At 64.7% G+C, this 19,580-nt stretch carries 16 protein-coding genes; 9 read left to right on the top strand and 7 right to left on the bottom strand.

What is annotated here, in order from left to right; genetic code table 11:
- Positions 1–44: 44 nt before the first annotated feature.
- Both KW845_RS24150 and KW845_RS24145 read right to left on the bottom strand, forming a co-directional pair.
- Positions 45–1,070 carry an amidohydrolase family protein gene (locus KW845_RS24150; RefSeq protein ID WP_218371895.1) on the bottom strand — a complete coding sequence of 342 codons (1,026 nt, stop codon included), beginning with the start codon at positions 1,068–1,070 and terminating at the stop codon, positions 45–47.
- Between the two features lie 17 nt (positions 1,071–1,087).
- Positions 1,088–2,092 carry a tripartite tricarboxylate transporter substrate binding protein gene (locus KW845_RS24145; protein WP_218371894.1) on the bottom strand — a complete coding sequence of 335 codons (1,005 nt, stop codon included), beginning with the start codon at positions 2,090–2,092 and terminating at the stop codon, positions 1,088–1,090.
- Positions 2,093–2,242: 150 nt separating this feature from the next.
- Here KW845_RS24145 and KW845_RS24140 point away from each other — a divergent pair, with 150 nt between their 5' ends.
- Positions 2,243–3,190, top strand: coding sequence for a LysR substrate-binding domain-containing protein (locus tag KW845_RS24140; RefSeq protein ID WP_218371893.1), 948 nt, complete (start codon positions 2,243–2,245; stop codon positions 3,188–3,190).
- Here the strand turns inward: KW845_RS24140 and nhaA are convergent.
- The gene (gene nhaA / locus KW845_RS24135) at positions 3,183–4,580 is read right to left on the bottom strand and encodes a Na+/H+ antiporter NhaA (RefSeq protein WP_218371892.1); all 1,398 of its coding nucleotides are present in this window, start codon (positions 4,578–4,580) and stop codon (positions 3,183–3,185) included. The genes KW845_RS24140 and nhaA overlap by 8 nt on opposite strands.
- Before the next feature lie 139 nt (positions 4,581–4,719).
- Positions 4,720–5,370 (bottom strand): LysE family translocator, encoded by a 651-nt coding sequence (locus KW845_RS24130; protein WP_218371891.1) that lies wholly within the window; start codon positions 5,368–5,370, stop codon positions 4,720–4,722.
- Between the two features lie 143 nt (positions 5,371–5,513).
- Between KW845_RS24130 and KW845_RS24125 the strand changes: the two genes are divergently transcribed.
- Positions 5,514–5,999, top strand: coding sequence for a hypothetical protein (locus KW845_RS24125; protein WP_218371890.1), 486 nt, complete (start codon positions 5,514–5,516; stop codon positions 5,997–5,999).
- Positions 6,000–6,057: 58 nt separating this feature from the next.
- Here the strand turns inward: KW845_RS24125 and KW845_RS24120 are convergent, their stop codons facing one another.
- From KW845_RS24120 to KW845_RS24110, 3 genes are all read right to left on the bottom strand, one after another.
- A complete protein-coding gene (locus KW845_RS24120; RefSeq protein ID WP_218371889.1) occupies positions 6,058–6,249 on the bottom strand; it encodes a YqaE/Pmp3 family membrane protein in 192 nt (63 codons plus the stop codon).
- A 135-nt stretch (positions 6,250–6,384) separates the two neighbouring features.
- On the bottom strand, positions 6,385–7,440 hold the full coding sequence (locus KW845_RS24115; RefSeq protein ID WP_218371888.1) for an Ldh family oxidoreductase: 1,056 nt from the start codon (positions 7,438–7,440) through the stop codon (positions 6,385–6,387).
- Between the two features lie 13 nt (positions 7,441–7,453).
- Positions 7,454–8,950 (bottom strand): DASS family sodium-coupled anion symporter, encoded by a 1,497-nt coding sequence (locus KW845_RS24110; protein WP_218371887.1) that lies wholly within the window; start codon positions 8,948–8,950, stop codon positions 7,454–7,456.
- Positions 8,951–9,173: 223 nt separating this feature from the next.
- Between KW845_RS24110 and KW845_RS24105 the strand changes: the two genes are divergently transcribed.
- The 7 genes from KW845_RS24105 (at position 9,174) to KW845_RS24075 (ending at position 19,563) form a co-directional block, all read left to right on the top strand.
- A complete protein-coding gene (locus KW845_RS24105) occupies positions 9,174–10,394 on the top strand; it encodes a serine hydrolase (RefSeq protein WP_218371886.1) in 1,221 nt (406 codons plus the stop codon).
- A 198-nt stretch (positions 10,395–10,592) separates the two neighbouring features.
- Entirely contained in the window at positions 10,593–11,132 is a 540-nt protein-coding gene (pagP, locus tag KW845_RS24100) for a lipid IV(A) palmitoyltransferase PagP (protein WP_218372165.1), read from the top strand.
- Positions 11,133–11,289: 157 nt separating this feature from the next.
- Positions 11,290–12,444 carry an efflux RND transporter periplasmic adaptor subunit gene (locus tag KW845_RS24095; RefSeq protein WP_218371885.1) on the top strand — a complete coding sequence of 385 codons (1,155 nt, stop codon included), beginning with the start codon at positions 11,290–11,292 and terminating at the stop codon, positions 12,442–12,444.
- Between the two features lie 13 nt (positions 12,445–12,457).
- On the top strand, positions 12,458–15,664 hold the full coding sequence (locus tag KW845_RS24090) for a multidrug efflux RND transporter permease subunit (RefSeq protein WP_218371884.1): 3,207 nt from the start codon (positions 12,458–12,460) through the stop codon (positions 15,662–15,664).
- Between the two features lie 2 nt (positions 15,665–15,666).
- Positions 15,667–17,070: an efflux transporter outer membrane subunit gene (locus tag KW845_RS24085; protein ID WP_218372164.1), complete on the top strand. Its 1,404-nt coding sequence runs from the start codon at positions 15,667–15,669 to the stop codon at positions 17,068–17,070.
- Positions 17,063–18,514, top strand: a complete 1,452-nt coding sequence (locus KW845_RS24080; protein WP_218371883.1) for a carboxylesterase — start codon at positions 17,063–17,065, stop codon at positions 18,512–18,514. Before KW845_RS24085 ends, KW845_RS24080 begins: the two co-directional genes overlap by 8 nt.
- Positions 18,511–19,563 carry an AI-2E family transporter gene (locus tag KW845_RS24075; RefSeq protein ID WP_218371882.1) on the top strand — a complete coding sequence of 351 codons (1,053 nt, stop codon included), beginning with the start codon at positions 18,511–18,513 and terminating at the stop codon, positions 19,561–19,563. The genes KW845_RS24080 and KW845_RS24075 overlap by 4 nt, the downstream gene beginning before the upstream one ends.
- The last annotated feature ends 17 nt before the right edge of the window (positions 19,564–19,580 follow it).

Raw genomic sequence — 19,580 nt, 5'->3', positions numbered from 1 at the left:
AGCCTTCGGCTCCTGGCCCCGTTCATCCCGATCCGCCCGCTGCGTCACCGCCCCTGGGCCCGCAGCCGGGCATCCAGGCGTGGGTACACGCGGCGCGCGTTGCCCTCAAAGATCTGGTGGCGCGCCTGCGGCGACAAGCCGCCCGCATTGATATAGCGGCGCGTATCGTCAAAGTGATGTCCGGTGTCCGGGTCGATGCCCCGCACCGCGCCGATCATCTCGCTGGCGAACAGCAGGTTGTCGATGGGGATGACCTGGGTCAGCAAGTCGATGCCGGGTTGGTGATAGACGCAGGTATCGAAGTAGATATTATTCAGCAGGTGTTCCTGCAGGCGCGGTTTCTGCAAGGCCTGCGCCAGCCCGCGGAATCGTCCCCAGTGATACGGCACCGCGCCGCCGCCATGCGGAATCACGAACCGCAGCGTCGGGAAATCATGGAACAGGTTGGAATCCAGGCATTGCATGAAGGCGGTGGTGTCGCCGTTCAGGTAGTGCGCCCCGGTCGTGTGAAAGCACGCGTTGCAGCTTTGGCTGACGTGGATCATTGCCGGCACGTCGTATTCCACCAGCTTCTCGTACAAGGGGTACCAGTACCGGTCAGACAGGGGCGGGCTGGTCCAGTGCCCGCCGGATGGGTCGGGATTCAAGTTGACAGCCACGTTGCCGTATTGCTCGATGCAGCGCCGCAGTTCGTCGGCGCAGGTGGCGGGATCCACCCCCGGGCTTTGCGGCAGCATGGCGGCCGGGACGAAATGGTCCGGGAACAGCACGGACACCCGGTAGCACAGCTCGTTGCAGATCGCCGCCCAGGCCGAAGACACCTGGAAGTTGCCGATGTGATGCGCCATGAAAATGGCGCGCGGGCTGAAGATCGTCAGGTCGTGCCCGCGTTCGCGCATGGCGCGCAACTGGTTGTGTTCGATCGCTGCGCGGATCTCGTCGTCGCTGATGCGCAATTCCGACGCGCGGGGCATGGGCGTGCCGTCGGCGACCGCTGCGATCTGGCGCGTGCGCCATTGTTCCAACGCGGGCGGAGCCGTGGTGAAGTGTCCGTGGCAATCGATGATCATGTCGTGTTTCCGGTGTGTCAGTTGCTGGTGATGCCCGCGCTCTTGATGACTTCGCCCCAGCGCTGGGTTTCCGACTTGAGAGATTCGCCGAACGCCGCGGGCGTCTGCGTATCGACAATGGCACCCACGCCCGCCAGGCGTTTTTGTACCGCCTTGTCATCCAGTACGGCCAGCAGATGCTTGCTCAATGTGTCGATTGCCGTGGCAGGGGTCTTGGCCGGCACCAGGAAGCCCCACCAGACCGTGGCCTCGAAGCCCGGCACGCCGGCTTCGTCGAACGTGGGTACATCGGGCAGGGTAGAGATGCGCTGGCGCGAGGCCACGGCCAGTGCGCGGATATTGCCGGCCGCCACGCGCGGGGCGGCCTCCAGCGGGTTGACCATCATGAAATCCAGCCGGCCGCCGATCAGGTCGGTCAGCGCCGGCACGCCGCCCTTGTAGCCGATGTGCATGGCCTGGATGCCGGCCGTGCGCTTGAGCATTTCCACGGCCAGGTGTCCCGATCCGCCCACGCCGGACGATCCATAGTTCATCTTTCCCTGCTTGTCGTGCGCGGCCTGCAGCAATTGCTGCAGCGTCTGGTACGGCGATTCTGCATCCACCACCAGCACCAGGGGCGCGTACCCCACCCGCGCGACCGGCACCAGGTCTTCCTGCGGGTTGAAGGGCAGGTTCTTGTCCAGCCAGGGGTTGGTCGCCAGCCCATTGGCACCCAGCAGCATGGTGTAGCCATCGGGCTGGGCGCGTACGACTTCGTGAGTGCCGATGTTGGCATGGTTGCCGGGCTTGTTCTCGACGATGACCGGTTGGCCCAGCCGGGCCGCCAACGGGTCGCCGATGATGCGGGCCACGCTGTCGACCGCGCCGCCCGCCGCGAAAGGCACCACGATGCGCACCGGATGGTCGGGGAAAGTGTCCGCATGCGCCGGGGCGCTGGCCGTCCAGGTGCCGAATGCCGCGCAGGCCACGGCCAGGGCGGCCTGCCAATACTTGCGGTACCGATAGCTTGCGTAGCTGCCCATGTTTGTCTCCTTGGTGGTTTATATGCAGGGCTCTTCGGGCCCGGGGGGCTGGTACGCCAGGATTGCGCCCGCCTTCGATCTATGGTGCTATGCGCGCTACCTAGGGTCAAATATATATTTCTACCGGTTTTCCATATAAAAAACGAATACATGGACCTGCGCCAACTGCGTTATTTCGTGGCGGTGGCGGAAGAGGCCAGCTTCACGGCCGCCGCGCGTCGCCTGAACATCAGCCAGCCGCCCTTGAGCATGCAGATCAAGGCGCTGGAAGAAGCGCTGGGTGCGCGGTTGTTCGATCGCGCCCATCGCAGCCTGCGGCTGACCGAAGCCGGGCGCGTGTTCCTGGAACAGGCGCGCCTGACGCTCAGCCAGTTGGCCAGTGCGGTGCAACTGGCCCAGCTGGCCGGCCGCGGCGAGGCCGGCTTGCTGCGTATTGCATTTACCGGTTCGGTGCCGCTGGTGCCCGGCTTTGCCAGCCTGATCAAGACCTTCCGCCGCGAACGGCCGCTGGCGCGGCTCGAGATCGCCCATATGCCTACCGGACAGCAACTGCAGGCTTTGCAGACACGGCGTATCGACGTCGGGTTGCTGCGGCCGGCACCGCAATTCCAGCCGCCCGAACACCTGCAGTTCATGCCGTTCTGGAAAGACGAACTGCGCGTGGTGGTCGCCAGCGACCATCCGCTGGCCGCACACGAGGGTCGTATTCCGGTCAAGGCGCTGGCGGCTTATCCGCTGATCCTGTTTCCGCGCGAGATCAGTTGCGGGCTGCACGACCAGATCATCCAGTTGTTCAACCGTGCCGGCCTGGTGCCGCAAATTGCGCAAGAGGCGCGCGAAGGCACCACCATCGTCGGCCTGGTGGCGGCTGGCGTGGGCATTTCGTTGCTGCCCGACGCTTATGCCAGCCTGCGGACCGAAGGCGTGCACTATGGGCGGCTGGAGGCAGGCGCAGCCAATTGCCCGCTGTTGCTGGCGTACTGGAAAGACGGCCCCAGCGACCTGGTCAACCGGTTCGTGAAGCTGGCGCGCACCATCGCGGCCGATGAGCCGGCCGCCTGCGTGCCGAAACGGGGCCGCCTGCGCGCGGTCAGCTGAGCGCCGGGCCCCGCGTTGAGTCATCGAGCCGGGCGCGTGCGCGCAGGCGGCGCGCGTATACGGTGCCCCAGGCCAGCCCCAGCAACGCCGTCGCCAGCGATCCCAGCAGGACGCCCAGCTTGGCTGCGCCCAGCAGGTTGCCGTTGCCGGCAAAGGCCAGCATGGCAATGAAGATCGACATCGTGAAACCCACGCCGGCCAGCAGGCCGATCAGGGCGATGCCGCCCCAGGTTACGCCGGGCGGCAGTCTGCACCACCCCAGCCGCACCATCAGCCAGCTCGTGCCGATCACGCCCGCCGGCTTGCCCACGATCAGCGCGATCGCCACGCCTGCCATCACCCATTGCGAACCGCCGGCCGACAGGTCTATGCCGTCCAGGCTGACACCCGCATTGGCCAGGGCAAACAAGGGCATGATGGTATAGGCCACCCAGGGATGCAGCGCGGCCTGCACGCGCACGACAGGCGGCAGCACTTCGCGCTGCGCCAGGCGCAACTGCCGCAGCGGCTGCGCCAGGCTGCCGGGCAGGGCATCCGCTGCGGCATCGTATCCGGCCAGGTCGCCCGCCACGCGCGACACCATGTCTACTGGCCGCTCGCGCATGCGCCGGGACACCACCGGCGTCATCAGGCCCAGTACCACGCCGGCCAGGGTGGGATGCGCGCCTGTCATCAGCAGGCCCACCCATACGACGGCGCCGGGAATCACATAAGCGTAGGCCGAGCCGGCGCCGATGCGCTGCAGGCCCAGCACCGCCAGGATGCCCAGCCCTGCCACCAGGAAGCCGCTGTAGTCCAGGCCCCCGGAGTAGAAAAAAGCGATGATCAGTACGGCGATGATGTCGTCGATGATGGCCAGCGCCAGCAGGAATATCCGCACATTGCCGGGTATGGAGCGACCCAGCAGGGCCAGCACGCCCACCGCGAAGGCAATGTCGGTGGCCGTGGGCACGGCCCAGCCGTCACGCCGCCCGGCTTCGGTATTGAAAGCCAGGTAGATCAGCGCGGGCACGGCGACGCCGCCCACGGCGGCGGCCAGGGGCAGGGCGGCCTGCTTGAAATCGCTGAGCGCGCCTTCGTGGATTTCGCGGCGAATCTCCATCCCGATGACCAGGAAGAAGATGGTCATCAAGGCATCATTGATCCAGAAATGCAGGGGCTGCACGAACTGGTGGCTGCCCAGCCCGAACGACAGCGGCGTGTGCCACAAAGCGTGGTAGCCATGGGAAAAGGCGGAATTGGCCCAGATCAGCGCAATGGCGGCGGCAGCCAGCAGCACGATGCCGCTGACGGCTTCGATATGCAGGAAACGTTCAAGGGTGGCGAAGGCGCGCTCGGCAAGCAATTGCGCGCGCGGCAGATTCCGGGGGGCGGAATGGTGTCGGTTCATGGACGCGGGTATCCTGCGTGGCGGCCCGACCAGCGCAATCAACCTGCCTCGCCGCACGATGCGGCTGACACCCGGGGGCCATTTTACACAGGCAATGCGGCGCTGGCGACGGCTTTCGCCCGGCCCGCGCGGTGCCTGCTCACTTCTTGTTGTTGCCGGCGAAAGCCGCCATGACGCCCAACCCGATCAGCATGGTGCCGCCCACGTAGCGTTCGAAATGCAGGTAGCTGCGGCTGCGCCGCAGCCATCGGCCCGCGGCACTGGCCGCGAACGCATAGCATGCATCGCTGGCCAGGCCCAGCAGCGTGAAAACCAGGCCCAGGAAGACCACCTGCGAGGCGACGTGGCCACGGTGCACGTCGACGAATTGCGGCAGGAACGCCAAGAAGAACAGCGCGGTCTTGGGATTGAGCAGGTTGACGATGAAGCCGTCACGGAACAGCCGGCCGTAGCGGCGCGCTTTGGGCGGCGCATCAATGGCGGCAACGACCGGGCGCGTGCAAATTTTCTTGACGCCCAGCCAGATCAGGTAGGCGGCGCCTGCGTACTTCACGATGCTGAAGGCCAGTGCGGAAGACGCCAGCAAGGCCGACAGGCCCAGCGCTGCCGCCACTACATGCACCAGCGTGGCGGTATGGATGCCCAGGTCGGACACCAGGCCTGCCTTGCGTCCTTGCTCGACCGACTGGGTAATGATGTAGAGCACCGCCGGGCCGGGAATCACCAACAAGATCAGCGCGGCACTGACGAACAGCGCCAGATTGGCGGTACTGGGAATCACGAATTCCATGGCCGGGGCTCCGGGTGGTGGTCGGGGGAAATGGAATCGCTACTGTACCGCAGGGCGGCAAGGCGGCACATGGCTTGCTGGCAGGCAAAGCGGCGGCTTGCCGCGCCCGGCACGGCGATGTGCCGGGCATCCAGGAGACGACCATGACAAAACATCGGAAAGCGGATGCACGCACGAGCCCGCCGGGCGAGGCTGAGCGCCGCCACGCATCGCCGCTGGCCGAAGGCGCGCAAGTGCCTCACAGCGACTGGAGCGACCCGGAGCGGGATAACGGTGCGGGCACGGCGCCGGCAGGCAGCCGCGGCGCGGGTCACGAAGTCGCCGGCGACCGGCGGGTGCGCGACCAGGGCGATGGCCGGCAGCCTCGTGCGCCCGCGGATCCGGCGAAGCAGGCCGGCGCAGGTTCGGCCGCCCACCATGGCAGCGGCACCGGTGGCGAGGCCCGGATCTACGAACAAGGTGCAAAGAGCGGCGATTACGAGGGCACGGGTGTGAATCGCGGCTATGGCATCGAGTCGGGCGACGCGCAACGGCGCAATACCTATCGCGAGGCACGCGAGGGGAAATTCGGCGATGTCGAGGACAACGAGGATCTGTACGGCGAAGGGCGTGAGCCCGATTCACGCTAGCGGGGCGGGCCCGTTCAAGGATCTGGGCGGCGTGCCGGGCATGCCGGCCCAGCCTGCGTCAGCGGGATTCCAGCGCCTGCTTGATCTTCTTGTCGGTGTTGTATTGGCTCAGGGCGTACACGGCCCAGATCGCGGCGGGAATCCAGCCGATGAGGGTGATTTGCAGAATCAGGCAGATGATGCCGGCAATGGGACGGCCGATCGTAAAGAAAGCCAGCCACGGCAGCAGCAGAGCAATAAGCAGGCGCATGAGGTTGCCTATGTAGAAGAACAGGCCATGGAGTTTACACCGCGCGTGGCGCGCGCTCTTGACGACGTCGCGACCCGCCCATACGGCGGCAGTCCCACCACCCGTGTGATCGGCGAATCCCGGACGCCGGGATCCTCAGGCACCCGGCAGCGCGTCGGCCACGCCCAGGTCCGTGGCCAGTTTCGCCATGCCTTGCCAGATCCTGTCGTCGAAGACCAGTGCATCGGCATTGTGCGCACGGTTGCGCGCTTCGTATTCGCCCGGATATTCCACTTGCTGCACGCCCGGCTGGGGCGGGCAGTCGTGCAGGTAGTCTATGAATGCCGCCACTTCCTGGGTGCGCCAATCAGTATTGAAGTCCACCTGCGGGTCGAGCAAGATGGCGAACATATTATTGGTGGCCGCGCCATTGCGCGGGTTCTGCGGCTGGATCGTGCCACCCCCCGACAGCACGCCAGCCAGCAGTTCGGCCACCAGCCCCATGGCATAGCCTTTGTGGCCGCCAAAAGGCAGCAGCGCGCCGGGCGGATCGGCGAACAGGGCGCCGGGGTCGGTAGTGGGGTGGCCTTGCGCGTCGATCAGCGTGCCCTGCGGCGCGGGTTCGCCCTTGGCGGCCAGTACCCGCGCCTTGTTCACGGCGATGGAACTGGTGGCCATGTCTACCAGCAGGGGCGGACGGCCGCCCGGCAAGGGCCCGGCAAAGCACAGCGGATTGGTGGTCAGGCAGGCGCGGGCACCGCCGAAAGGCGCCACGGTCGGTGCGCGGTTGATGACGTTGGTGAACGCCAGCAGGATCAGGCCCTTCGCCGCCGCCATTTCACCGTAATGGCCCATGCGGCCCAGGTGATGGCTGTGGCGCAGCGTCACGATGCACTGTCCGTGCTGCTGCGTGCGCTCGATGGCCTGCTCGATGATCACCTTGCCCACGTACTGGCCCAGCCCGTGGTGGCCGTCGTAGGCCAGCATGGCGCCGCGGTCGTTCACCAGTTCGGGGCGGCCATCGGCGTGTGCCAGTCCGGCATCCAGCACCTTGCGGTAATTGGCCAGGATGGACAATCCGTGGCTGGTGTAGCCCACCCGGTCGGATTCCACCAGGTGCACGGCGACGGCCTCGGCAATGTCGGCGGGCGCGCCCAGCGCGCCCAGTATGCGTTCACCATAGGCCTGCGCCTGGGCAAGCGAAATTTTCATCTGCGCCTCCGTTTCAGAGCCAACCCAGCCAGCGCCACCAGGTCAGGCCGAAGCCCAGCATCAGCAGGTAGCCAATCACGGTGATTACGATCCCGATCTTGGCGAACTGCTTGGCTGTAAAGGTCTCGGTGCCCAGGCAAACCATGTTTTGCGGCGCGTTGATCGGCAGGATGAATCCGTAGCTGACCACGAAGCCCAGCAGCATGGTCATGCCCAGGCGGTTGAAGTCGCCGGGCAGGGTGGCCAGCACCGAAATCAAGATCGGCAGCATGGCCGAAGTCAGCGCGGTGGCGCTGGCAAAGCCCAGGTGGATGAGGATCAGGAACGCCGCCAGGATGGCGAAAATGCCCAGCGGGCCTACGTGGTCCAGCCCGGTGTGCGCCACCACTTGCGCGCCCAGCCATTGTCCGGCCTGGGTGGTCAACAGCGCCGTCCCCAGGCTGATGCCTACGCCGAACACAATGACCGTGCCCCATGGAATGCGCGATTGCACGTCTTTCCAGGTCATCACGCCGATGCGCGGCAGCATCAGCAGCACCAGGCCGAAGTACGTGGTGGACGTGGTGTCGAACCGGTGCAGCTTGCCTTCGGTAGCCCAGCACAACAGCAGCAGGATGGACACCGCCATCAGGCGCTTTTGCGGCGCGGTCATGGGGCCCAGTTCCTGCAAGGACCTCTCGACGGCTTCCTTGCCGCCGGCGATGTTGTCGCTTTCGGGCGGCATCATTTTCAGCACCAGGAATACCAATACCGCTGACATGATCAACGCCCATGGGGCGCCGGCGATCAGCCAGTCGGACCAGGCCACGCGTTCGCCCAGCATCTTGTCCATGAAGCCCACCGTCAGCAGGTTCTGCGCCGCCGCGGTCTGGATGCCTACGTTCCAGATGCTGGTGGCCTGCGCCACGATGATCATGATGCCGGCCGCGATATTCGAGCGCTTTTCCACGCCGAAGGCGGCAATGATGCCCATCATGATGGGCACCACCGCCGCGCTGCGCGCCGTGGCGCTGGGCACCACCAGGCTCAGCACGATGGTCACGGCGATGCAGCCCACCAGGATGCGGCGGGTACTGGTGCCTATCCGGGCCAGCGTGACCAGGGCGATGCGCCGGTCCAGCCCGGTGTAGGTCATGGCGGCGGCGATGAACAGGGCGCCGGCCACCAGGGCCAGCGCCGAGTTCGCGAATCCGGTCAGCGCCATGCCGATCGCCGCGGAAGTGCCATACAGCACGGCGGGATCTTTCACCGTAGGGGCCGTGCCCAACAGGAATGCCATCAGTGTCGTGACCATGATGGCGCTGGCTTCGTACGACACGGCCTCGGTTACCCAGACCACGACGGCGAAGACCAGGATGGCCAGCATGCGATGGCCGGCCGGGGGCAGGTCGGCGGGCAGGGGAAGCAGCAGCACCAAGACCATGGCGGCAAAGCCGGCCGCTAGGCCGATAGGGATCTTTGCCTGTTGCGGTGCTTGACTGGGGGGCGGCGCTGCGGTCGCGGTCGTCATGCCTATCTCCGGTTCAGGTACAAACTGTCTACCATAGCGAAAAAAGCAAAAATCTCATAAAAAACAATAGTTTGATATTATTATTTAAAGTATTTTATTTGAAGTATTTTATTTGAAGTGAATTCTAGATTTACGCATCCAGGTGGTATTCCTGCGGGTTGCGCTGAATGCAACAATACGATTATTTCTTATTTGCCATCCTGCCTGTACGAATGAGAGACGCTTGATACATACGCATACACCGTCGCGGCCCCGGTTTGCCGCCGCCTTGCTGGCTTTGATCCTGGCCCTGGGCTTGCTCTCGCTTGCCTCGATGCCAGCCAGCGGGCAGAACGCCGCGCGTCCCGAACAGGCCATCGAACGCCTGTTCGCGGCGCCGATCCAGCAAGCATGGTTCACGCCCGCATTCCTGAAGCAGGTTCCGCTTGACCGGATGGCCGGCCTGCTGCGGCAACTGCAGGCGCAGCATGGCGCATTCGAATCGGTAAAGCGGGATGGGCGCGGCTACATGGTCAGCCTGCAGCGCGCCCGCGTGCCCACGCGCCTTGTGCTGGACACGGAAGGCCGGATCGCCGGCTTGTGGTTCGAGGCGCCCATCATCCCGGGCAGCTTGCAAGACCAGGTAGCCGCGATTGCCGCATTGCCCGGGCAGACCGCCGTGCTGGTCTTGCGCGATGACGCGCCCATGGCCGCCCATCGCGCCGACACGCCGCTGGCCGTGGGGTCCACCGCCAAACTGGCCATTCTGAAAGCAGTGGCCGGTGCCGTGGCCCAGGGCAAGATGGCCTGGGATCAGGCCGTGCCGCTGGATCCGGCCTGGCGTTCGCTACCCACCGGAATACTGCAAGACTGGCCGGCGGGTACGCCCATCACCGTGGCAAGCCTGGCCAACCTGATGATTTCCATCAGCGACAACACGGCGACCGACGCTTTGATCTGGCTGGCGGGACGAGATGCGATCCAGGCTGTCACGCCGCGCAATACCCCATTCATGACGACCCGGGAATTGTTCACCATGAAGGCGGCCGGCCACGCCGGCCTGCGCAGCGCATGGGTGGCAGGCGACCCGACGGGCAGGCGCGCACTGCTTGACGGCATGGCCACGGCCCCTTTGCCGGACGCCGGCCAGTTGGAAGCGCAGCCGACGATCGACGTCGAATGGTACTTGTCGGTGCGCGAGGCTTGCGCCTTGATCACCGAACTGGCGGTGCAGCCGGCGCTGCATATCAACCCCGGCTTGGCGGCGCCCGCCAAGTGGGCACGTATCGCCTACAAGGGCGGATCGGAACCCGGCGTGCTGAATTTCACGATCTTCATGCAAGATCCTGAGGGAACCCGCTATTGCGTTTCGGCAAGCTGGAACAACCCGGCAGCGGTCTTGGACGACCAGGCTTTGGCGGGCCCTTATCGCGCCATTCTCGACAGTTTGCAGCCCGGCGGCTGATTGGTAAGAAAATATGGAGAATTCTCGCAAGTACTTGCATGATTGCATGACCGTACTTAAAGTTAGGCAACGGCCACCGCGCGTAGAGCAATATGGCTGGCGTTCCCGCACGCGAATGAGCAAGTTTTGATCGTTGAGTCCTGGCAAGTCATGTGCCGGGCAACGTAGCCCTCGCATTGGATGCTCATGCGAAAGTCGATGTTGTCGATGGTTTTGTGTTGGAGTGTTTTTTGGCCGGGCAGCACCTGGGCCTGCGATATGCAGGCGTCCTGGATGCAGCGCGCCTGCGATCGCGTCGAAGAAATCTGGACCACCGGTACCAACGACCTGTACCTGACCGGGTGGGCGTGGCATAACCGTTCGATGTACAGCGCGAGCAAGATCCGCGAGTTCAACGAGGCCGCCTGGGGCGGCGGATTCGGGCGCAGTATTTACGACGAGGATGGTGATTGGCAAGGGCTGTACGCCATGTCGTTCCTGGACTCGCATAAGCGCATACAGGCCATGGCCGGTTATGGCTTCCTGAAGATTGCCGAGATTTCACAGCACTGGCGCCTTGGGGCCGGCTACACGCTGTTTGTCATGTCTCGCAAAGACATCAATAACTACATTCCTTTTCCTGGTGTCTTGCCGTTGGTGTCCGCGCAATACCGGCGGGCAAGTGTCTTTGCAACGTATATCCCTGGGAGAAGTGGCTCAGGCAATGTGCTGTTCGTGTTCGGAAAGTGGTCTTTTTGATCGGCCTATTGCGCAGTTGATAGGGGCCTCTTGTTCGTAGTCCGGCGCTGGGCCGGCCCGTCTCGGCGCACGAGGCTGGCAGGGTAATGCGATCTGGAGTGGCACCGACGAAAGCGGCCTGATTGGCAGGCCGCTTCGTCGCCAGGGAGATTTGGTGATGACGCGAGTGAATGGCATGTCTTGCCATGCGTGGCGGATCGCGATCTTTGTACTGGCCATGGCTGCTGCCGGCTGCGATCGGCGCTCGGGCGAGCCGGCCGCAGCCATCCCGCCGACGACTGTGCTGGTCACGACCGTGACGCGCGAGCCGATTGATTTCGAGTTCGACTTGCCCGGCCGCATCGAACCGCAGCGCACCGCCGAGATCCGTGCCCGGGTGGACGGCATCGTCGAGCGGCTGCTCTATACCGAAGGCACGGACGTGGCCGCGGGGACCCCGCTGTTCCAGATCGATGCCAGCGATTACAAGGCCCAGCTTGCGCAGGCCGAAGCGATGCTGCAGCGCGCGCAGGCGGTGCAAAAGAACGCCGCCTCGGTTGCGCAGCGATTTCGCCCGCTGGTCAGCCGGCAGGCGGTCAGTGCCCAGGAATACGAAGCGGCGCTGGCGGCGCTGGGGCAGGCCCAGGCCAACGTGGCCGATGCCAGGGCCACGGTGACGCTGGCCACGCTGCGCCTGGAACGCTGCACCGTGCGCGCGCCCATCGCGGGCCGGGTCGGGCGGGCGCTGGTCACGGAAGGAGCGCTGGTCAGCGCCGCGCAGGCCACTTTGCTGGCGCAGATCAATCAAATTTCGCCCATCAGCGCCACCTTCACGAAATCCAGCACCGCCATCCTGGACCTGGCCGAATATGTCCGCTCGGGCGCGCTGACCACGCCGGAAGATGGCAAGTTCTCGGTCCGGATCACCTTGCCCAACGGCAGGGAATATGCAGAGCGGGGCGTGGTCGATTTTGCCGACCTGGTGGTGGACCGTACCTCGGGCGCGCAGACTGTGCGGGCACAGTTCGAGAATGCCGACCGGGCGCTGTTGCCAGGGCAATTCGTCAGGGGACGCTTTCACATCGGCGTGCGGCACGACGGGGCGCTCGTGCCCGCGCGGGCCGTACAACTGAACAACGGCATTGCGAGCGTCCTGGTGGTCGGGGCGGACGACATCGTGCAGCCCAGGCAGATCGAGATAGGCGAGCAACAGGAGGGCAACTGGGTAGTGCGCCAGGGGCTCGACAGCGGGGATCGGGTCGTTGTCGATGGATGGCACAAAGTCAGGCCGGGGCAGCGGGTCACTCCATCCGAGGACAGTACAGGCCGATAGCGGAATCCGAGCCATGAATTCATTCTTCGTGTTCCGTCCGGTGTTCGCATGGGTCGTCGCCCTGTTCATCCTGCTGTTCGGCGCCATTGCCCTGATGCTGCTGCCCATCGAGCAGTATCCCAACATCGCGCCGCCTTCGATCAGCATACAGACGCACTATCGTGGCGCCGACGCGGCAACCATCGACCGCAATGTCACCTCGATCATCGAAGAAGAGATGAACGGGCTCGACAACTTCCTGTACATGGCCGCGGTAAGCCGGGCCAATGGCTCGGCCCAGATCACGGTCACGTTCGAGCCGGGCACCGACCTGGACGTGGCGCGTGGCCAGGTCCAGGACCGGCTGAGCCGCGTCGAGCCGCGGCTGCCGCAGGAAGTGCGGCAGATGGGCATCACGGTGACCAAGGCGTCGTCGGGATTCCTGATGCTGATTGCGCTGCAGTCCGACCGTCCCGAAGTCACGACGGTGCAGATGGGCAACTTCGCCTCGAACAATATCCTGAACGAATTGCGGCGCATCCCCGGCGTGGGCGATGTGCAGCTTTTCGGATCTTCCTATGCCATGCGGATATGGATGGACGAGAGCAAGCTGGCCAGCTACCAAATGTCGGCGGGCGACGCGCTCAGGGCGGTGCAAGAGCAGAACACCCAGGTGGCCAGCGGCGCGCTGGGCGACCAGCCCTTGGCGGAAAATGCCCAGTTCCATGCCCAGATCGTCACGCAAAGCCGCTTTTCCACGCCCGAGCAATTTCGCGAAATCATCTTGCGCGTCAATACCGACGGTTCGGTGGTGCGGCTGGGCGACGTGGCTCGCGTCGAGCTGGGCAATGACAACTACGGCTTTCGTCTTAGCGTCAATGGCAGGCCGTCCGCCGGCATCGCCATCCAGCTGGCCAACGATGCCAATGCCCTGAATGTGGCGCAGCGGGTACGCGCGCGCATGACTGAACTCGAATCCATCTTTCCCGACGGGGTCGGCTGGACCGTGCCGTTCGATACCACGCCTTTCATCGAGACCTCGATCCAGTCCGTCGTGGTGACCATGTTCGAGGCGCTGTTGCTGGTGACGGTGATGGTGTTCATCTTCCTGCAAAGCTGGCGCAGCACGCTGATCCCGACCCTGGTCGTGCCCATGGCCCTGATAGGCACATGCGCCGGGTTGTTCATGTTTGGCGCTTCGCTGAACTTGTTGTCGTTGTTTGGCATGGTGGTGGCGATCGGGATACTGAACGACGATGCCATCGTGATCTCCGAGAATGTCTCGCGCATCATGAAAGAAGAGGGCCTGACCGCGCAAGAGGCCACCCGCAAGGCAATCGGCCAGGTGTGGGGGCCGATCATCGCCAGCACCCTGGTGCTGGTGGCTGTGTTCGTACCGATGGCGATGTTTCCCGGGTCGAGCGGCGCGATCTACCGGCAGTTCTCGATCACGCTGACGGTATCCATCGTGATATCGACCATACTTGCCCTGTCGCTGGGCGCCGCCCTGTGCGCCACCTTGTTGAAACTGCCCGAGCCCGCCGGCTCGCCGGGCACCGGGCGCCGCGCGAACTGGTTGAACCAGGTACACCGGGGCAAGCAATGGGTGTTCGACAAGTTCAACGCCGGGTTCGATGCCGTGACCCTGTGGTATGTGAGCGGCGTGCAGCGCATGCTGGTGCATCCCATGCGGTGGATGCTGGCGTTCCTGCTGGTGTGCGGTTTCGCGGTATTCCTGTTTTCGCGCCTGCCCGGGGGATACCTGCCGTCGGAAGACCAGGGGTATTTCTTCGTGGCCTACACCGGGGCGCCCGGCGGCACGGCCGAGAGCACGGAACGCGCGGTCAACCAGGCTGAGCAGATGCTGCGCCAGCAAAGCGTGGTGCGCAATGTCGCGTCGGTAGTCGGGTTCAGTTTCTTCGGGCAAGGCCAGACGGCGGCCATGTCCTTCGTGGACCTGCACCCCTGGGCGCAACGGCCTGGCGCGGGCGATTCGGTCGATGCCATGGTGGGGCGCAGCAACCTGGCATTTCGCACCATACCCGAGGCGCTTATCTTTGCGCTCAATCCGCCGCCCATCCCGTCGCTGGGCAATGCCTCGGGCTTTTCCATGAAGGTGCAGGACCGCAGCGGCATGGGCGGGGCAGTGCTGGACCAGGCCGGCGCGGCGATGCTGGCGGCGGCCGCCCGCAACCCGGTGCTGGTCGGCATGCGTATCGACGGCATGCCGCCCGCGCCGCAGCTCTATGTGGAAATCGATCGCGTGCACGCGCGCGCGCTGGGGCTGCAGGTCGCCCAGGTCAACCAGGCGCTGTCGCTGGCGTTCGGGTCGAATTATGTCAACGACTTCGTGCATGACGGCAGCGTGCTGCGGGTTTTCCTGCAGGCCGATCCAGACCAGCGCATGCGGCCCGAGGACATTGCCGCGCTGCAATTGCGCAACGACAGGGGCCAGATGGTGCCGTTCTCGGCCTTTTCGCGCATGCGCTGGATCAACGGCCCCCAGCAGCTGGAGCGCTACAACGGCTTTCCGGCGATCACCATCTCGGGCGAGGCCGCGCCGGGCAATTCCAGCGGCGACGCGCTGCGCGCAATGGAAACCATCGCCGGCGACACGCTCGGCAGCGGGCTCACTTACGAATGGACCGGCACCGCTTTTGAAGAGACCCAGGCCGGCAACCAGGTGGCGCTGTTGCTGGGCTTGTCGCTGATCGTCGTATTCCTGCTGCTGTCGGCGTTGTACGAAAGCTGGTCGGTGCCCATCGTCGTGCTGCTGATTCTTCCATTCGGGATGTTGGGGGCTGCGGGGTTCACGCTGGCCCGTGGCATGTCGGCCGACGTCTATTTCAATATCGGGCTGGTCACCATCATCGGCCTGGCGGCCAAGAACGGGATATTGATCGTCGAGTTCGCCATCAAAGAGGAAGAGCGGGGGCGCGACCGGCTCGAGGCCGTGGTCGATGCCGCGCGGCAACGGCTGCGCCCGATTGTCATGACGAGCCTGACGTTCGTGCTGGGCATGCTGCCGCTGGTATTCGCTGCGGGCGCGGGCGCCGCCAGCCGGCAGGCAGTGGGCACCAGCGTCATGGGCAGCATGCTGACCGCCACGATCTTCGGCGTGTTCTTCACGCCGCTGTTCTACGTGGTCGTGCGGAAATGGTTCGGTGGGCGAAAAGAACCCGAGGGACCCGGCCGGCCCGATACGCCGGCGGCCGACCGCAGCAACGAGACGGAGGCGTGAACATGCGCCGCGCGCTATGGCTAGTGCTGTTATGCGCAGGATTGTCCGCATGCGACCTGTCGCCGTCGTACCGGACACCGGAGGTAGCGGTGCCCGACAGCTTCTCCGGGCCGGACGCCGCCGCCGGCGTTCCGGCGCAAGATCTGACATGGCAGGCGTTCTTCGGCGACGAACAGCTCAAGTTCCTGGTGGCCCGGGGCCTGGAACTCAACCGGGACCTGGCGGCAGCCGTGGCGCGGATCGAGCAGGCCAGGGCGTTCTACCGGATCGAGCAGGCGAATCGCCTGCCCCGGGTCGATGGCGGCGCAGGAGCCAGCCGCAACCAGGCACCGCTGTCCAGCCTGGATCCGGTCTTTGCCGACAGCCGCCGCACGATCCAGTTCAACCAGTACAGCGTCCAGGTCGGCGTCAGTGCGTTCGAACTCGATTTCTGGGGCCGGGTGCGCAATTTGAGTGAAGCCGCGCGGCAGCAATACCTGGCTACCGTGGAAGGAAAACGGGCCTTCCGCCTGTCGCTGATCGCCAATATCGCCGCCACGTATTACGCCGCGCGCGCCGGCGAAGAAGGCATAGAACTGGCTCGCAATACGGTCGATACGCGTACCTATGCGCTGCAAGTCGCCAAGTACCGCCTGGATGCCGGGGTGACCTCGTCAGTGGATTATGAGCAGTCCGCCATCCTGCTGACGCAGGCGCAGACACAGCTCGCGGAATTGCGGCGCACCACGGCCGAGCACTGGAACCGGCTATGGGTGCTGGTGGGCGGCAAGGTCGATACCGCCATGCCGGCGGCCAGGCCCATCGAAAATGCCGGACAGTTCGAAGACCTTGATGCCGGTTTGCCTTCGTTCCTGCTTGTCATGCGACCCGATATCCGGCAAGCGGAAGACATGCTGCGCGCCGCCAATGCCAATATCGGCGTCGCGCGGGCGGCGTTCTTTCCCCGGATCTCGCTGACCGGCACATTCGGATATGCCTCGTCGGAACTGTCGGACCTGTTGTCCTCGCCCAGCCAGATCTGGACCGTGGGAGGCACCCTGGGGTTGCCCATCTTCGATTGGGGACAGCGGCGCGCCGGTGTCGATCTGGCGGTGGCGCGGCGCGACGAACTGGTGGCAAATTACCAGAAGACGGTACAGACCGCGTTCAGCGAGGTGGCCACCGCGCTGGAGCGGCGCGAGCGCTATAGCGATCAGCTGATCGCCCAGGCGACCGCGGTGCAGGCCCAGCGCAGATTGGCCGAGACGGCCGATCTGCGATATCAGAACGGCATTTCCATCTACCTTGAAGTGGTGGATGCGCGGCGCGGCCTTTTCAACTCGGAACAGCAGATGCTGTTGCTGCGCGCCGCCCAGTTGCAGAACGGAGTGTCGCTATATGTGGCGCTGGGAGGCGGGGATGAATAGGGTGTTGAAGAAAACCCTGAAGATCCTGGGATGGACGCTGGCTACCGTGGTGCTCACGCTGCTGGGCCTGCGCATCTACAACATCCAGCAAAGCCCGCCGCTGGCGGCCTGGCATACCTATGTGCCCGATGAGCTTCATGCCGACGAGCTGGACCAGATGTCGTGGCAGGAATATATCGCGCATGAAGAAAAGTTGTTTGCCCAGGTGCGGCAGAATGTCAGCGCGAAGATCGGCCAGGAAGACAAGGTCGAGAGCAATCGCTATTTCGAGGATTCCCGGGTGAATCCCAACCATTTCGCGCATGACTGGAACCGGTCGTACATCCTGGCGCCGGCCGGCGAACCGAAAGGCGCAGTGGTGCTGCTGCACGGGCTTACCGACTCCCCCTACAGCTTGAGGCACATCGCCGTTCACTATCAGTCAGTGGGATATGTGGTGGTGGCGATCCGGATGCCCGGCCATGGCACTGTGCCGGCTTCGCTGACGGACGTCGAATGGCGCGACTGGGCGGCCGCCACGCGGCTGGCGGTGCGCGAGGCGCGCCGCAGGGTACCGGCGCCCCGGCCGCTGCATATGGCGGGGTTCTCCAATGGCGGCGCCCTGGCGCTGATGTATGCCTTGCAGGCGCTCGACGACCCCAGCCTGGCCGCGCCCGACCGGCTGGTCCTGATATCGCCCATGATCGGGGTGACGCGCTTTGCGCGCTTCGCCGGCCTGGCCGGCCTGCCGGCGATCCTGCCGGCATTCGCCAAGGCGGCGTGGCTGAGCATTGTCCCGGAATTCAATCCGTTCAAGTACAACTCTTTTCCCGTCAAGGCCGCGCGCGAGTCGTACAGCCTGACCATGGCATTGCAGGACGAACTGGCGTCGCGCGGGCGCAATGGCGGCCTGGACCAGCTTCCCCCCATCATCAGCTTTCACTCGGTGATGGATTTCACGGTCAGCACGCGGGCGCTGATCAATGCGCTGTATGCGCGGCTACCCGAAAACGGCAGCGAACTGGTCTTGTTCGACTTGAACCGGGCCACCAAGCTGGGGCCGCTCTTTCGCCGCGGGGTGGAATGGACCCTGGCGGGCACGCTGCCGGGCGAGCGGCGCAATTACCGCCTGACCATCGTCACGAATGTCAGCACCTCATCCAGCGACATGATCGAACGGGTCACCGAGGCCGGCTCGGTCGAGGTGGCCGACCGGCCCATCGGCATCAGCTACCCGCGCGACATCTACTCGCTGTCGCACGTGGCCTTGCCGTTCCCGACCAATGACGCACTGTACGGACAGCATCCGGACAATATCGAAGAGTTCGGTATCAGCCTGGGGGCGATGTCCATGCGGGGCGAGGTGGGCGTGTTCGTGGTCGGCATGGATTCGCTGGCCAGGCTGACGTCCAATCCTTTCTATTCTTACATGCTCGAGCGCATAGATGGAGTCATTCCAAGATGAGACACCCCCGCGTCGGACGTTCGGACCTGCTGGGCGGATCCCAGGCCGGGCTGTCGTTGCGCATCATCAGCGGCATACTCATCCTGGGGCTGCTGTATCTGGCCAGCTCGGTTTTCGTGCCGCTGGCCTTCGCGCTGTTCACGATTGCGCTGGTGGCACCTACCCGGGCGGCGCTGTGCCGGCGCATGCCTTCGCCGCTGGCCTCGATAGTGACGCTGCTGCTGACCGCGGCGGGCGCGGCCGTGTTCCTGTTTCTGGCGGGCTGGGGATTCGGGCTGATCGCCCAATGGATCATCGCCAACGCGGGCAGGTTCCAGCGCTTGTTCAGCCTGGAAACCGAAGGCTTGCATCCCCAGGGCGCCATCGTGCTGCGCATGTTCCTGGACAACATCAACGCCTCGTGGCTGCTGCGGGCCGTGCAGGAAATCGCGCTCAGGATCAACAGCATGCTGGGCCTGGCCTTCCTGACCATCATTTTCGTTGCGCTGGGCTTGTTCGAGCTGGACGAGGCGCCTGGCCGCGTGGAAAAACTGCTGGGGGCCAGGAACGGCCGCCGCTGGGTCTTGGGGGCCAGGCAGGTAGCCGGCAAGCTGCGCCGCTATATGGTCATCCGCACGGTGGCCAGCGTGCTGACCGGGGTGACCGTCTGGTTGTTCGCGATGTATGCGGGGCTGGAGCTCGCCACCGCCTGGGGCGGGCTGGCGTTCCTGCTCAATTACATCCCGTTCCTGGGGCCGCTGGTCGCTACCGTCTTTCCGGCGCTGTTCGCGTTCGTGCAGTACGAATCGCTGCAGGCCAGTCTGGCGGTGTTGTTCGTCCTGAATTTCATCCAGGTCATCTACGGCTGCTACCTGGAACCCAGGCTGGCCGGCAGCGCGTTTTCGCTGTCGCCCCTGATGGTGATGGCGGCGGTTTTCTTCTGGGGGCTGGTGTGGGGAATTCCCGGCACCTTCATCGGTGTGCCGATGCTGATCGCCATGATGACAGCCTTCGATACATCGTCTACGGCAACGGGAGGACAGGACATGAAGCCTATTGACCGAAGTTGACCATCCGGTATGGAAAT

It is taken from the genome of Bordetella sp. BOR01 (assembly GCF_019218885.1).
Taxonomy (GTDB): Bacteria; Pseudomonadota; Gammaproteobacteria; order Burkholderiales; family Burkholderiaceae_B; genus Bordetella_A.
This window is presented reverse-complemented; position numbering and strand designations above follow the sequence as displayed.